This window comes from Actinosynnema sp. NPDC023794 (genome assembly GCF_040639675.1).
Classification (GTDB): Bacteria; Actinomycetota; Actinomycetes; order Mycobacteriales; family Pseudonocardiaceae; genus Actinosynnema; species Actinosynnema luteola.
The window spans coordinates 75,693-90,098 of the sequence record NZ_JBFAFR010000028.1; the positions used below are offsets into that span (position 1 = coordinate 75,693).

12 protein-coding genes are annotated in these 14,406 nt (G+C 72.0%); 4 read left to right on the top strand and 8 right to left on the bottom strand.

Features of this window, described 5'->3' with window-relative positions; all coding sequences use genetic code 11:
• Positions 1-14 precede the first annotated feature (14 nt).
• Positions 15-1,469, top strand: a complete 1,455-nt coding sequence (locus AB0H12_RS35800) for a serine hydrolase (RefSeq protein WP_499628846.1) — start codon at positions 15-17, stop codon at positions 1,467-1,469.
• Between the two features lie 94 nt (positions 1,470-1,563).
• On the opposite strand, the gene AB0H12_RS35805 is transcribed toward AB0H12_RS35800, so the two are convergent.
• Together AB0H12_RS35805 and AB0H12_RS35810 are read right to left on the bottom strand one after the other, a co-directional pair.
• Positions 1,564-1,872, bottom strand: a complete 309-nt coding sequence (locus tag AB0H12_RS35805; RefSeq protein ID WP_499628848.1) for a winged helix-turn-helix domain-containing protein — start codon at positions 1,870-1,872, stop codon at positions 1,564-1,566.
• Positions 1,869-2,705: a hypothetical protein gene (locus tag AB0H12_RS35810; RefSeq protein WP_499628850.1), complete on the bottom strand. Its 837-nt coding sequence runs from the start codon at positions 2,703-2,705 to the stop codon at positions 1,869-1,871. The genes AB0H12_RS35805 and AB0H12_RS35810 overlap by 4 nt, the downstream gene beginning before the upstream one ends.
• A 167-nt stretch (positions 2,706-2,872) precedes the next feature.
• On the opposite strand from AB0H12_RS35810, the gene hisS reads away from it, so the two are divergent.
• Positions 2,873-4,159 carry a histidine--tRNA ligase gene (gene hisS / locus AB0H12_RS35815; RefSeq protein WP_499628852.1) on the top strand — a complete coding sequence of 429 codons (1,287 nt, stop codon included), beginning with the start codon at positions 2,873-2,875 and terminating at the stop codon, positions 4,157-4,159.
• A 37-nt stretch (positions 4,160-4,196) separates the two neighbouring features.
• Here the strand turns inward: hisS and AB0H12_RS35820 are convergent, their stop codons facing one another.
• Together AB0H12_RS35820 and AB0H12_RS35825 are read right to left on the bottom strand one after the other, a co-directional pair.
• Positions 4,197-4,730, bottom strand: a complete 534-nt coding sequence (locus AB0H12_RS35820) for a nuclear transport factor 2 family protein (RefSeq protein ID WP_499628854.1) — start codon at positions 4,728-4,730, stop codon at positions 4,197-4,199.
• Positions 4,731-4,750: 20 nt separating this feature from the next.
• The gene (locus tag AB0H12_RS35825) at positions 4,751-5,716 is read right to left on the bottom strand and encodes a mycofactocin-coupled SDR family oxidoreductase (protein ID WP_499628856.1); all 966 of its coding nucleotides are present in this window, start codon (positions 5,714-5,716) and stop codon (positions 4,751-4,753) included.
• A gap of 104 nt (positions 5,717-5,820) precedes the next feature.
• Here AB0H12_RS35825 and AB0H12_RS35830 point away from each other — a divergent pair, with 104 nt between their 5' ends.
• A complete protein-coding gene (locus AB0H12_RS35830) occupies positions 5,821-7,278 on the top strand; it encodes a HEAT repeat domain-containing protein (protein WP_499628858.1) in 1,458 nt (485 codons plus the stop codon).
• A 31-nt stretch (positions 7,279-7,309) separates the two neighbouring features.
• Here the strand turns inward: AB0H12_RS35830 and AB0H12_RS35835 are convergent, their stop codons facing one another.
• From AB0H12_RS35835 to AB0H12_RS35850, 4 genes are all read right to left on the bottom strand, one after another.
• Complete coding sequence (locus AB0H12_RS35835; protein WP_499628860.1) at positions 7,310-9,343, bottom strand: iron ABC transporter permease; 2,034 nt, start codon at positions 9,341-9,343, stop codon at positions 7,310-7,312.
• Positions 9,343-10,308: an ABC transporter substrate-binding protein gene (locus AB0H12_RS35840; protein ID WP_499628862.1), complete on the bottom strand. Its 966-nt coding sequence runs from the start codon at positions 10,306-10,308 to the stop codon at positions 9,343-9,345. Before AB0H12_RS35840 ends, AB0H12_RS35835 begins: the two co-directional genes overlap by 1 nt.
• Positions 10,309-10,337: 29 nt before the next feature.
• Complete coding sequence (locus AB0H12_RS35845; protein ID WP_499628863.1) at positions 10,338-11,156, bottom strand: ABC transporter ATP-binding protein; 819 nt, start codon at positions 11,154-11,156, stop codon at positions 10,338-10,340.
• A 90-nt stretch (positions 11,157-11,246) separates the two neighbouring features.
• Complete coding sequence (locus tag AB0H12_RS35850) at positions 11,247-11,705, bottom strand: SRPBCC family protein (protein WP_499628865.1); 459 nt, start codon at positions 11,703-11,705, stop codon at positions 11,247-11,249.
• 235 nt (positions 11,706-11,940) lie between these two features.
• Between AB0H12_RS35850 and AB0H12_RS35855 the strand changes: the two genes are divergently transcribed.
• Complete coding sequence (locus AB0H12_RS35855; RefSeq protein ID WP_499628867.1) at positions 11,941-14,151, top strand: terpene synthase family protein; 2,211 nt, start codon at positions 11,941-11,943, stop codon at positions 14,149-14,151.
• The last annotated feature ends 255 nt before the right edge of the window (positions 14,152-14,406 follow it).

Genomic DNA, 14,406 nt, shown 5'->3' on the forward strand with positions numbered 1-14,406 from the left:
CACGGGGGAGTGCAATGAAAGCGTTCCGACGCAGACTGCTCACCGCGACCGCCCTCACGGCGGCGACGGTGCTGGTCGGCGCCCTGGCCACGGTGCCGGTCGCGACCGCGGGCGGTGACGTCAACGCCCTGCTGGCCGAGTCGCTGCGGCAGGCCGTGGTCGCGCAGGACTTCAAGGACGTGCTCGACCTGACCCCGCCGGAGCAGGCGGCGGCGTCGTCGAAGGCGGGCGCGCCGGAGAAGTACGACCCGCTGTCCGCCGAGGAGGCGTCGACGGCCCGGCTCGACGCCGCCGCGGCCCGGCCGCTGCACCAGACGCCGAACATGGACCTCGCGGTGATCGAGCTCGACCGCCTCGGCCGGCCGATCGCGGTGGCCGACGTCCTGCTCAGCCCGCAGTACCCGAACGGGGTCGTGGTGCCGCTGAACGAGCGGAAGCTGTCCACCGACAAGGTGCGCTACCGCTGGTGGGACGACACGGAGTGGGACGTCAACGGCGGCCGGGGGACCCGTGACGTGCTCGCCGGCCGGGAGAACGCGCCCATCGACTTCTCCTCGCCGTACCCCGCGTCGGTGCTCAAGCTCATGGTCGGCTTCGGCGTGCTCCGGCTGGCCGACCAGGGCCGGGTCGACCTCGACGCGGTCTACGACTACCGGCCGGTGACGCAGCACCCGGTGTGCGGCGCCGCGTCCAGCAAGGTGATCCGGCAGCACTTCGACGAGATGATCACCAAGTCGCAGAACGAGTCCACCTGCGCGTTGATCAAGATGATCCACGACCTCGGCGCGTGGGACGAGGTCAACCGCACGTTCGTCGAGCTGGGCATGCCGACGCTGATGGTCACCGGCACCAACCCGGAGAACGGCGGGCGCTGGATCGGGTCGAACATGAGCGCCCTCGACACCGCGAAGCTGCTCCTGCTGGTCAACGGCGGCTCCGGCGTGCTGTGGACGACCGACGCGGGCAAGCTCGTCACCCGCGACGAGCTCACCGAGGCGTCCCGCGTGCAGTTCATCAAGTCGCTGGGCAACCAGGGCCACAACGAGATGCTGTCCACCACGAACCACTGCGGGCGCGACTACCCGGTGCAGGGCATCGCGCAGCTCACCCCGCCGCGCTGGATCCAGGCCGACGGCACGATGAAGGTCGGCGACGCGGTGTACGACAGCGACGTCCGGCCGTGCGACGCGGTCGCCGAGGTGACGTTCGGCCACAAGACCGGCTGGGTCGACACGACCGGCAGCGACGCGGGCATCGTGAAGTCCCTGCCCGGCAAGGCGCGGCGCAACTACATCGTGGTCGCGTTCAGCAACCTGGGCACCGACTACGTCGACACCTACCGCCCCGCCAACCGGCCCGGCGTCTTCCCGGTGCTCTACACCGAGAAGTACGCGAAGCTGGGCGCGGCCGTCGACGACACCATGACCGCGCTCGCGCCACTGCCGCACTGGAACGTGCGCCGGGGCTAGCCACATGGGCGATCACTCGGCGCAACGCCGCCGAGTGATCGCCCGTCAGTCCTTTCGGCACAACGCGGCGACCGCGCGGCCGATGAAGGCGCTGTCACGCCTGGCCGTGCCGCTCCAGCAGCGCCCGCAGCACCGCCATCTCCGCGGCGAGCGCCTCGCGGCCGGCGGCGGTGACCCTCACCCACGTCTTCGGGCGCTTGCCGTCGTAGCCCTTCTCGACCTCCAGCAGACCGGCCTCCTCGAGCACCGCGACGTGCCGGGACAGGTTGCCCGCGGTGAGGTCCAGAGTGGACCTGAGGTAGCCGAACTCGACCCTCTCGACCTCGGCCGCGATCGTCAGGACGCCCAACCGGTGCCGCTGGTGGACGGTGTCGTCCAGCCCCGACGTGGGGTGCTCGGTCATGTCGCGATCTTGCCCTGCGCCCGATGGGCGACGAGACCGCCGACCCCGCCGAGCACGAGGATCACGGCCGACGACAGCAGGTCGCCGAAGTCGAGCAGCGGGACCGGCCACAGGAACGCGCCGTAGACCCACGTCGCCCACCCGTTCACGAACAGCGCCCAGACCGCGAACAGCACGGCGAACGACGTGCACAGCGCACTGCGCTCCACCCACGCCAGACCGAGCACCCCCACCGCCACCACGAGCAACGGCCCGTACGGGAAGATCATCACCAGGTGGGCGACCAGGATCAGCGACAGGATCACGATCGCGGTCCGCAGCTTCCGCCTCGCGAGCACCGTCGCCACCACGACCCCGACGACCAGGACCGGGAGCGCGACCGGCCAACCCAGTTCGGTGAAGACCAACCGGGTGACCAGCGGCACGCCCACCAGCGGGAGGACCAGCACGAACAAGGTCACCCGGGCGTAGAGCCGCGTCGAGGTCTCCACCCCGACCTTCCCCGCCCGCCACCGGTACCACCGGACCGTCGCCAGGAACCCGACCGCCAGCGCGCCCATCCAGTAGAAGTCCTTCCACAGGGACGGGTGGTTGCCGAAGGCGAGCACCCCGCTCGCCTGCCCCGTCGGGTGCAACCAGTGCCACAGCGGCGGCAGCTCGTTCGCCGACCAGTAGCAGACCGACGCGCACCGCTCCGGCAGGTACAGCGGGATCGCCGCCGCGACGATCACCCCGAACAGCAGGAACGGGACCCAGTAGCCGTGCCGGTCGCGGCGGGCGCGCCGCCGCAACGCCGTCAACTCGTCGAGCAGGTCCTTCGGATCACCGGCCACCGCACGTCCCCCAACTCCTCGCTGATGCAATCGAGTTTGCATCACAAACCTAATGCGGTCAACCGTGCCGCACGGCGCGAAGCCCCACGTCGAATCCGGCCCGCGCACCTACACCCGATCGGAAAAGCCGTTGGCGCGTCCGCCGGGTTTCCGGTGGACTTCCCGGCATGACCGACCAGCCCGTAGTGCGACCAGTGCCCGTCAGCGGCTTCCCGGAGTGGCTGCCGCACGTGCGCCTGGTCGAGCTGCGCTGGCTGGACGGGATCCGCGCCGCCTTCGAGCGCTACGGCTTCTGCTCCGTCGAAACCCCCGCCGCGGAACGCCTCGAAGTGCTCATGGCCAAGGGCGAGACCTCCAAGGAGGTCTACTCGCTGGGCCGGGCCCAGGGGTCGGACGACGGACAGCTCGGCCTGCGCTTCGACCTCACCGTGCCGTTCGCCCGGTACACGGCGCAGCACTTCAACGAGCTCGTCTTCCCCTTCAAGCGCTACCAGATCCAGCGCGTCTGGCGCGGCGAACGGCCGCAGGACGGGCGGTTCCGCGAGTTCACCCAGTGCGACATCGACGTGATCAACGTCGACGAGGTGCCGATCCACTTCGACGCCGAGCTGCCGCGCATCGTGCACGAGGTGCTGACCTCGCTCGACCTGCCGCCGTGGACCATCAACGTCAACAACCGCAAGGTGTTGCAGGGCTTCTACGAAGGACTGGGCATCGAGGAGCCGCTCGACGTCGTCAGGACCGTGGACAAGATCGACAAGATCGGCCCGGACGGCGTGGCGGCCCTGCTGGCCGACCGGCTCGACCAGACCCGGATCGAGTCCGTCCTCGAACTCGCGCAACTCCGCGGCGGTGTCGACGACGTGCGCGCGTTGGGCGTGCGGTCGGCACTCCTGGACGAAGGGCTCGAAGAGCTGGACTTCGTCCTCCGCGAACTGTCCGACCTGCCCGAGGTGGTCGCCGACTTCTCCATCGCGCGCGGCCTGGACTACTACACCGGCACCGTCTACGAGGGGAAGTTCGTGGACTGGCCGGAGTACGGCTCGATCTGCTCCGGCGGCCGGTACGAGAACCTGGCCGGGTCGTTCATCCGGCGCAGGCTGCCCGGCGTCGGCATGTCGATCGGGTTCTCCCGGATCTTCGCCAAGGTGCTGTCCGCCGGCCTGCTCGAGACCGGCCCGAGCACGCCCGCCGACGTCCTCGTCGTCCTGCCGCCGGACCGCCGCCGGACCGCCGCCGAGACGGCGAAGGCCTTGCGCGACAACGGCTGCAACGTCGAGCTGTACCACCAGGAGGACAAGCTGGCCAAGCAGGTCCGGTACGCCTCCCGCAAGGGCATCCCGTTCGTGTGGTTCCCGCCGTTCGAGGACGGCCGGCCGCACGAGGTGAAGGACCTGGCCACCGGCGCGCAGACCACCGCCGACCCGGCGACCTGGTCGCGCGGACAGGGCTGAGCCCGCGCGACCGGCGGCCGTTGGCGACCAGCGGCCGTCAGCGCCCGGCCAGCCGGTTCGGGATGGGGGCCAACGGGTAGGTCTGCCAGAAGAACCGGTCGGCCGCGTGCTGGTCGGCGGCGAAGTTGACCGCCTCCACGATCTTCCGCCCGCGGATCCGGAACGCGAGCGCCCACGTGATGTCCAGGCCCTCCGGCGTGGTGCTCCAGCCCCGGTGCAGGTCGACGACCCAGTCGCGGTCCGCGGCCAGGAAGATCGGCTCCGCGCGGAAGCCCGCCTCGGCGAGTTCGGCGAAGAACGCCAGCACCTCCTCGGCTCCGACCTTGGTGCCCGACAGCGGGTGGTGGCCGGGGATCGTCCACCGGATGTCGTCGGCGAAGAACCGGCGCAGGGCGTTCACGTCACCGGAGCCGTAGGCCGCGTAGTAGTCCTTGATCAGCTTCACGTTCGGGTGTTCGGCGGCGGCCGAGGCCGTCGCGGCGCCCGTGCCGAGCAGCGAGCCCGCCGCCACGCCCACCGCGGTCGCGCCGAGACCGCGCAGCACGTCGGCCCGGGACAGGTGTTCCGTCATCTCACACTCCTGGTGGTTGATCAGCTGTTCCAACGGGTGCTCGCGCCCGCCGTCACGTCGAGCACGGTGCCGGAGACGTACCGGGCGCGCGGCGAGGCGAGGAACGCGATGGAATCGGCCACGTCCTCGGGCTCGATCAGCCCGACCGGCTGGGTGTTGTAGCCGCGCAGGGCGCGCTCCAGGTCTTCGACCGTGCTGCCGCCGGCCCACTCGTAGGTGGCGTCGTTGAGCACCATCGGCGTGCGCACACCGGTCGGCGCGACGCCGCTGACCCGCACGCCCGCCGGACCGACCTCCGTCGCCACGCCCTTGACCAGGCCGATCACGCCCCACTTCGCGGCCTGGTAGTGGGCGAGCCGCGGCGCGCCGTGCCTGCCCTCGCTGGACGACACCACGATGATCGACCCGCTCTTGCGCGCCACCAGGTGCGGGATGACCGCACGCATGGTGTTCGCCACGCCGATCAGGTTCACGTCGATGACGTCCGCGAACTGGCGGGGCGACATCGCGTCCAGCGGCGCGTAGGTGGTGATGCCCGCGCTCGCGACCGCGATGTCGAGCCGGCCGAACTCGCGGACCGCCTGCCGTGCCACGTCCTGCATCCGCCCGGCGTCGCGGACGTCCGCCTTGACCGCCACCGCGCGCCGTCCGAGCGAACGCACCGCGCGCACGGTCTCGTCCAGCTCTTGCTCGCTGCCCAGCGGGTAGTCGAGCGTGATCGCCCGCGGTGAGGCGATGTCGAGCGCCACCACGTCCGCGCCCGCCCGCGCCAGCGCCACGCACGTCGCCCGGCCGATGCCGCGTGCCGCGCCGGTGACCAGGGCGACCTGCCCGCGCAGTTCGCCACCGGACTGCCGCGCCGCCTCGCCGGGCTGTCCTTGCACGGCGCCCGCCGCACTCGTGCCCGCAGCCACCAGACCCGCCACGCCGGCCGCGCCGGCGCCCGCCAGCAGCGTGCGTCGGTGCACCTTGTCCCCGTCGTCCATGGTTCCGATCGTCCGCAGCGGGCGGGTGCGGTGTCCAAGACCCGTGCCGATGCCGTTCGGTAATAGGGAGGCCACGAGCACGGGTGGTGCGCCACCATGCCCTGGTGGAAGAACTGGAACGGCTCCTGGACTCCTACGGCGTGGGGTGGGCCGAGCCGGACCCCGTGCTCGGGCTGCTCACCGAGATCGACGCGGCGGGCGACGAGGCGGCGGGCCTCGCGGCGTTGGCGGCGCTGGCCCGTCGGCCGCGCGCGGTGATCCTGCTGGACTCCTCCGTCCGACGGGTGCGCCGGCACGTGTCGGAGGGCTACATCCCGCCGCAGCTGACGAAGGCCGGCCGTGCCCGGCGCGACGCGTCGCCGTTGGGCATCGCGTTGGCCAGCGCGCACGGCGACGGGCGGCTCCGGGAACGCGCGGTCGAGCAGATCATCGCGTGGAGGTTGCCGGAGTTGATGCCGTTCCTGGTGCTGCGGACCGGAGACTGGGTGCCGGAGGTCCGCGAGCGGGCGGGCGCGGGGCTGGCCGTGCTGCTGCACCGCGATCCCGCGCGGATGCTGCCCGCCGCGGTGGGGGTCGGGTTGTGGATCGGGGGCCGGTTGCGGGGCACGTTCGTGCGCACCCAGCTCCGGGCCGCCGCGGCGGATCCCCGTGCGCCGTTGGAGTCCTTGTTGGGGTCGCCGGACCGGGCGGTGCGCGCGTTCGCGTTCGAGGCCGGGACGTGGCGGCTGGACCGGAAGGTGTCGGTCGCGTTGACGGCGCCCGACGTGCGGCTGCGGTCGTCGGCGGCGGAAGCGGCGGCGCGGGACTGCGTCTGGTCCGCTCGGGTGGAGGTGTTGCGGCGGCTGGCCGCGTCACCGCACGCCGAGGTGCGGGTGGAGGCGTTGACCGGCTTGGTGCGGTTGGGGCGTGACGCGGAGGTGGTGGCGCACTTGGACGACAAGTCGTCGCTGGTGCGCGCGTTGGCGCGGGCGGCGGCGTCACGGGTGGGCGTGGACGTGCCCGCGCACTACCGGTCGCGGGTGACCGCGGGCGCGGTCGACGGGTTCGCCGAGGTGGGCGGCGACGGGCGGCACCTGGTGGAGTTGCTGGCGCACCCGACGGGCAGGATCCGCGCACGTGCCGTGCGGGCGTTGCGGGTGCTGGAGCAGGTGACCGACGACCTGGTGCTGCCGTTGCTGCGCGACCCGTCGTCGGCCGTGGTGCGGGAGGCGACGGTGGCGTTGCGCTCGGTGCCGGCGGCGTTGCCGTGGGAGTTGCTGGGTGACGAGAGGCCCGCGGTGCGGACCGCCGGCTACCGGTTGGCGCGGCGGCTCGGTCGGGTCGCCGAGTTGCGCGCGGCGTTGACGGCGGTGGGGGATTCGCACATCCGGTTGGCGCGGCGCGGTCGGGCGGACGCCGCGCGGATCGCGCACTCCCTGGTGTCGGCGCCGTGGCGTCGGCGGACCGCCGCGCCGTTGGAGGTGGGTGCGGCGGAGGCGCCGGGCCTGCGGGCGTTGCTGGAGCGGGCGGCGGTCGGCCTGGACGAGCAGACCGCGTACCTGCTGCGGAAGCTCCTGGGCTGACCTGGTCGGCGCGGTCCGCGCCGACCAGGGGTCAGGTGCGCATCTCGCGCGTCCGCCACATCACCAGCACGAAGTACGGCGTGCCGATCAACGCGATCACCAGCCCGGCGGGCACCTGCGCGGGTGCGATGACCGTCCGGCCCACGGTGTCCGCCGCGCTCACGAGCACCGCGCCCACCGCCGCCGCGACCGGCAGCACGCGCGCGTGCCGACCGCCGACCAACGACCGGGCCAGGTGTGGCGCGACCAGGCCGACGAACGCCACCACACCGATCGCCGACACGGCCGTCGCCGCCAGCACACCGGCCGCCAGCAGGATCACCAGCCGCGACCGCTCCACCCGCATGCCCAGCACGCGCGGCGTGTCCTCGTCCAGGCTGTGCAGGTCGAGCTCGCGGTGCCGCGCCCACAGCAACGGGGTCAGCAGGACCAGCGCCAGCGCCGTCGGCACCACCTGCTCCAACGTCCGCCCGTACGTCGAGCCGGACATCCACGTCAGCGCCTTCGCCGTGTTCCACGGGTCCGACGTCACGATCAGCAGCGTGATCAACGCCATCCCGGCCGACCACATCGCGATGCCGATGACCACCAGCCGGTCCGAATCCAGCCCCGACCGCCACGCCAGCCCGTAGACCAGCGCGAACGCCGCCATCGCGCCCACGCCCGCGGCACCCGCGATGTGCCACGCGCCGGCCAGCGGCACCGCCGTGATCAACGCGATCGCGGCGAGCCCGGCGCCCGCCGTGATGCCGAGCAGACCGGGTTCCGCCAGCGGGTTGCGGCTCACCGACTGGATGCCGCACCCGGCCACCGCCAGCGCCGCGCCCGCCACCAACGCCGCCAGCACGCGCGGCAGTCGCTGGTCGACCACGAACGTCAGCGCCGTGCCCGTGCGCCCCGCGAACCAGTTCGCCAGGTCACCCAGCAGCACCAACCGGTCCCCGAGCATCAGCCCCACCGTCGGCGTCGCGACCAGCAGCACGCCCAGCACCACCGACGTCACCACGAGCCGGCGCGACGACCCCGCCACGCCGACCCGTCCGGCCGGCGCCTGCCGGGGCGTTCCGCCCGACCGCCCCCGCCGCGCCAACCAGATCAGCACGACCGCGCCCAGGACCGTGGTCATCACCCCGGTCGGCACCCGGACGGCCGCCGCCGAACCCATGACCGCCCGCAGCAGCACGTCCGCGCCGAGCACGATCACCACGCCGACGAGCCCGGAGAACGGCAGCAACGTCCGGTGCTTGCCCAGCCCGGGCACGAACGGCGTCATCAGCCGGGTGATCACCGGCGCGCTCAGTCCGACGAACCCGATCGGCCCCGCGACCGTCACCGCCGCCGCCGTCAACGCCACGGTCAGCAGCACCGCGCCCACGCGCGTCCGCCGCACCTTCAACCCCAGCACGGTCGCGTTGTCGTCACCCAGGGCCAGGATGTCGAGCGACCGACCCATCACCAGCAGCGCCGCCACCGCGACCACCACGACCGGCGTCATCTGCGCGGTCGCGTTCAGGTCGCTCACGGTCAGCGAGCCGGAGCCCCAGGCGAACAGCCCGGTCGTCTCCTGCTCGTACATCAGCAGGAGCAGGACCGTCGCCGACTGGAGCGTCAACATGACCGCCGAGCCGACGAGCACCAGCCGCGGGCTGGTCGAACCGCCGCCGGACAGCCCGAGCACGACGACCGACGCCGCGAGCCCGCCGACGAACGCCGCCGCACCCGCGGGCAGCGTGGGCAGGCTCAGCCCGAACGCCGCGATCGCGACCACGGCCAGGTGCGAGCCCGCGTTCACGGCGAGCGTGTCCGGTGAGGCCAACGGGTTGCGCGCGACCGACTGCATGCCCGCGCCGGCCACGCCGAGCGCGACGCCGAGCAGCAACGCGGCCAGCAGGCGCGGCACGCGCGAGCCCTCCAGCACGGCGAGGGTCTGCGCGTCCCCGTTGCCCACCAGGGCGTTGAGCACGTCGAGCACACCGGTCGACGCGGTGCCCTGGGTGAGGTGGACGGCGGAGAGCACGGCGATGAGCGCCAGGACCCCCGCCGTCACGACGGCGGTGCGCATCATCAGGCGGTGGCAGCCTTCACGAACTGCTCGGCGACGTGGATGACCGACTTCGGCCCGCCGAACGTCCACGTGCCCGGCTCCAGCTTGACGACCTTCTTGCTCACCACGAACGGCAGCCGCTGCCACACCGGGTTCGCGGCGAGGCCGGTGGTGAACACGTCGTCCTCGGACGCGCTGTAGAACAGCATCGTCTTCGGGTCCGTGATCGCGGTCAGGCCCTCGACGTCGGTCGCGCCGAGGCCCCACTGCGGGTCGACCTCGCCGGTCCACGCGTTCTTCAGGCCGACCGCCTCGGCGGCGTCGGAGACCAGCGAGCCCTTGCCGAACGGGCGGATGTTGACCGTGCTGCCCTCGAGCCAGCCGTCGGCCATGACGAACGGCGTGCCGGCCGCGCCCCTGGCCTCGACGGCCTTCTTGCCGTCGGCCAGCGCGGTGTCCAGTTCGGACAGCAGCTCGTCGCCCTCGGCGGACTTGCCGACCGCCTGCGCGATCAGCTTCGTGTCCTCGCGCAGCCGGTCGAGGTTGCGGGAGGCGTCGCTGGCCGTGGTGACGACCACGGGGACGTACTTCTCCAGCTGGTTCGCCAGCGTCTCGTCCCGGCCCTTGGCCATGATCACCAGGTCGGGGTCGAGCGCGACGATCGAGTCGACGCTGGGCTCGTTGCGCTTGCCGACGTCCTTCACGTCGGCGGCGAGCGGCACCGACGCGTCCCACGTCTTGTAACCGGCCGCGTCCGCGACACCCACCGGCATGACACCCAGTGAGGCGATCGTTTCGGTCTCGGCCCACTCCAGTGTGACGACCTTCTTGGCCGGGGCGTCGAGCTTGACCTCCTTGCCGCGGGCGTCGGTCACGGTGACCGGCCCGCCGGCGGACTCGGTCGGCGTGGACGTGGGCGTCTCGGTCGTGCCGCAGGCGGACAGCAGCACGGCCGCCGTCACGAGGGCAGGGGCGAGCAAGCGCATCGCGAACCTCTCAGGGTGAAGGGAAGGGGTCAGGCCGGTCGCGGGGTGTGCCTGCCGAGGGGGCGGCAGTGGATCGCGCCGGTCACCGGGTCGTCGGCGACGTGCACCGTGACGCCGTAGGCGTGGGTCAGGTGCTCACCCGTGAGGACGTCGCGGACCCCGCCGGCCGCGACGACCTTGCCCTCGCTCAGCAGCACGACCTCGTCGGCGATGATCGCCGCGTGGTCGAGGTCGTGCAGCACGACGCCGACCGCGACGTCGTGGTCGTTCGCCAGGTCGCGCACCACGTCGAGCACTTCCACCTGGTAGCGCAGGTCGAGGTGGTTGGTCGGCTCGTCGAGCAGGAGCACCGAGGTCTGCTGCGCCAGGCACGACGCCAGCCACACGCGCTGCAACTCGCCGCCGGACAGCTCGTCGACGCCGCGGTCGGCCATCGCGGTCACGCCGGTCAGCTCCATGGCGCGCTCGACGGCGGCGCCGCCCTCCAGGTCCACCCCGCGCCACCCGGTCCGGTACGGGTACCGGCCGTAGGAGACCACGTCGCGCACCGACACGCCGGACGGCGTCGGCCGCTGCTGCGTGAGCAGGGTGACGTTGCGGGCGAACTCCTTGCCGGACAAGGGGGAGTGGCCCCACACCGACCGCTCGCCCACCCGGACGTTCCCCTCGCGCGGCCGGTGCAGTCGCGCCAGCGACCGCAGGACGGTCGACTTGCCGGACCCGTTCGGCCCGACGAGCGCCGTCACGGCGCCGGCGCGGAGTCCGAGCGAGACACCGTGCACCACCGCGCGGTCGTGGTGCGCCAGGACCAGGCCCTCACCGGCGAGCAGCGCGTCTCCCTTAGACATGAGGGGAGCCTAACCTAATGTCGCGTATCACCCATATGGCCGTGATCTACTGCACTTCCCGGCCTAATCGGTAACGCAGCGCAAGCAAGATCAGCCGCCGAAGTGGCGCCGCGTGTCGGCCACCAGGGAGTCGAACACCAGCACGTTCAGCCGGTCGCCCACCTTGAGCCCCGACTCGTAGGCGAACGTCCACGTGAGCCTCGACCCCTCGGCCGACCGCTCCACCAGGTAGTCCTCGCCGAACCGCCGGAACACGGGCAGGTTGGCCCCGTCGACCAGGAACGACTGCCGCCGGCCCTCCTCCCAGCGGATGAACACCTCGCGCAGCCGCAGCACGCCGAGCAGCGCCGCCGTCCGCGTCGTGCCCACCCCGAACGGGCGAGGGGAGCTGTACTCGACGGAGGACAGCAGCCGGCACCACCACAGCGGGTTGGAGGCGGACAGGCCGCGCCACACACGTTCGGGTGACACCGGCAGGTCCAGCACGTAGCTGCGGCGCTGCGGCGCCGAGTCGAAGAAGTCCACGTCGAACGGCTCCAGGCGGGGCACGTCCTCCAGTGTGCGGCCTGCGTCCCGGTTTCACCGCTCGTCGGCGCGAGCGCACTGCGGGGTCCGGCCACCCGATCCGGCGGTGACCGAGGGCGACCACCCAGAGCGGCGCCCCGTTGCGCCGGTCGGGCGGACCCGGTGCTCGAACGTGTGGATCACCACCGCCGGGTCTTGGCGGTCACGCCCGGGCACTGGTTGCGTACACCTGACAGGCCCCGACGAGAGGTGCGAGCCGATGGCGCAGCCGTTCCAGCTGCCGGATTTCTACCTGCCCTATCCGGCACGGCTCAATCCCAACCTGGAGCGTGCGCGGGCCCACACGAAGACGTGGGCGCACGAGATGGACATGATCGACGTGCCCCAGCACGGCACGGTCATCTGGACCGACGAGGACCTCGACTCCCACGACTACGCCCTGCTCTGCGCCTACACCCACCCGGACGCCTCGCCGGACGACCTCGACCTCGTCACCGACTGGTACGTGTGGGTCTTCTACTTCGACGACCACTTCGTCGAGCTCTACAAGCGCAACCCGGACGTGGCGGGCGCGAAGGCCTACCTCGACCGGCTGCCGCTGTTCATGCCGGTCGACGGCGCGATCACCGAGGAGCCGACGAACCCGGTCGAGAAGGGCCTCGCCGACCTGTGGACGCGCACGGTCGGCAGCCACTCCGAGGACTGGCGCCGCCGGTTCGCCGACAACACCAAGCACCTGCTGGACGAGTCCATGTGGGAGCTGCACAACATCTCCGAGGGCAGGCTCGCCAACCCGATCGAGTACGTCGAGATGCGCCGCAAGGTGGGCGGCGCGCCGTGGTCGGCGAACCTGGTCGAGCACGTCACCGGCCTGGAGGTGCCCGCCCGGATCGCCCTCACCCGCCCGATCGGCGTCCTGCGCGACACGTTCGCCGACGCCGTGCACCTGCGCAACGACCTGTTCTCGTACGAGCGCGAGGTGCTCGACGAGGGCGAGTTGAGCAACGGCGTGCTGGTGCTGGAGAAGTTCCTGGACATCCCGACCCAGGAGGCCGCCGAGGCGGTCAACGACCTGCTCACGTCCCGCCTGCACCAGTTCGAGCACACCGCCGTCACCGAGGTGCCGCTGCTGCTGGAGGAGCACGCCGTCGACCCCGCCGGCCGCCTCGCCGTGCTGGCGTACGTGAAGGGCCTGCAGGACTGGCAGTCCGGCGGGCACGAGTGGCACGCCCGCTCCAGCCGCTACATGAACGAGGGCGCGGTCACCGCGAACCCGGTGCTCGGCGGCCCGACCGGGCTCGGCACGAGCGCTGTCCGCTCGCTGATCGCCACCGCGCCGCAACGCCTGCGCTCCTTCAGCCACGTGCCGTTCGAAGAGGTGCCGTCCAGGCCCGAACCGGCGCTGGACATGCCGTTCGACCTGGCGGTGAGCCCGCACTGGCACGACGCGCGGGAGAAGAGCGTCGCGTGGGCCGGTGAGATGGGCATGTTCGACGACGTGCCGCGCGTGTGGACCGAGAGCAAGCTGCGCGACATCGACCTCGCGCTGTGCTCGGCGGGCATCGACCCGGACGCCACCGCCGAGCAGTTGGAGATCAACGCGTTGTGGCTGACGTGGGGCACCTACGGCGACGACTTCTACCCGGTCGCGTTCGGCCGCACGCCCGACCTGGCCGTCGCCAAGGCCGCCACCGACCGGCTCAAGCAGATGATGCCGCTGGAGGGCGCGTCGCCGTCGCCGGTGACCCCGCTGGAGCGCGGCCTCGCCGACGTCTGGCAGCGCACCACGGCCCCGATGCCGCTGGACAACCGGCGGCAGTTGCGCCACGCGCTGGACCTGATGCTGGACAGCTGGATGTGGGAGCTGAAGAACCAGCACGAGAACCGGGTGCCCGATCCCATCGACTACGTCGAGATGCGCCGCCACACGTTCGGCTCGGAGCTGACGATGAGCCTGGCCAGGCTCGGCCACGGCAGGCTGGTGCCCGACGACGTCTACCGGACCCGCGCCATCCGCAACATCGAGAACTCGGCGATGGACTACGCCATCATCCTCAACGACCTCTTCTCGTACCGGAAGGAGATCCAGTTCGAGGGCGAGGTGCACAACATGGTGCTCGTCGTGCGCAGTTTCCTCGACGTCGACCTGGACCGGGCGTGGGGCATCGCGACGGACCTGGCGAACGCGCGGCTGGCGCAGTTCCAGCACGCGGTGCGGGTCGAGCTGCCCGCGTTGTCCGAGGAGTTCGGCCTCGACCGCGAGGCGCGCGCCGCGCTCGACGCCTACGTCGGCGAGCTGCGGGACTGGCTGTCCGGCATCCTCAACTGGCACCAGCGGGTCGTCCGCTACCACGACGCCGACCTGGCCAAGCACTTCGGCGGCCAGGAGGTCGCGTTCACGCCGCAGACCCTGCGCGGTCCGACGGGCCTCGGCACGGCGTCCACCCGCATCCTGGTGAACAAAGGATGACGTGCGCCTGAACCGGCGCGGGGCACGGGGACGGCCGCCCCCAGGTCGACCGTCCCCGTGAGCTGGGAGGTGACCGCGTCCTCCCGGGAGGTGCGGGCACGCCGCGGCGCCCCAACCGGCGGGGAGAGCACCGGTCGGGACGTCGACCCCTCGTAGCCGGCGGGGGTGTGGGGCACTCCGCCGGTTCCTTCACCTGTCCGCGGTCATGGGGACACCCTGCTCGACCGAACGTGAGCGAACCTAGGATGAACCTTG

Excerpts from the sequence above, each read along its gene's own strand:
- AB0H12_RS35855 (WP_499628867.1), top strand. The coding sequence starts at position 11,941 with ATGGCGCAGCCGTTCCAGCTGCCGGATTTCTACCTGCCCTATCCGGCA.
- AB0H12_RS35805 (WP_499628848.1), bottom strand. The coding sequence starts at position 1,872 with ATGACCGAGCACCCCACGTCGGGGCTGGACGACACCGTCCACCAGCGG.
- AB0H12_RS35820 (WP_499628854.1), bottom strand. The coding sequence starts at position 4,730 with ATGACGGAACACCTGTCCCGGGCCGACGTGCTGCGCGGTCTCGGCGCG.
- AB0H12_RS35840 (WP_499628862.1), bottom strand. The coding sequence starts at position 10,308 with ATGCGCTTGCTCGCCCCTGCCCTCGTGACGGCGGCCGTGCTGCTGTCC.
- AB0H12_RS35800 (WP_499628846.1), top strand. The coding sequence starts at position 15 with ATGAAAGCGTTCCGACGCAGACTGCTCACCGCGACCGCCCTCACGGCG.
- AB0H12_RS35845 (WP_499628863.1), bottom strand. The coding sequence starts at position 11,156 with ATGTCTAAGGGAGACGCGCTGCTCGCCGGTGAGGGCCTGGTCCTGGCG.
- AB0H12_RS35825 (WP_499628856.1), bottom strand. The coding sequence starts at position 5,716 with ATGGACGACGGGGACAAGGTGCACCGACGCACGCTGCTGGCGGGCGCC.
- hisS (WP_499628852.1), top strand. The coding sequence starts at position 2,873 with ATGACCGACCAGCCCGTAGTGCGACCAGTGCCCGTCAGCGGCTTCCCG.
- AB0H12_RS35835 (WP_499628860.1), bottom strand. The coding sequence starts at position 9,343 with ATGATGCGCACCGCCGTCGTGACGGCGGGGGTCCTGGCGCTCATCGCC.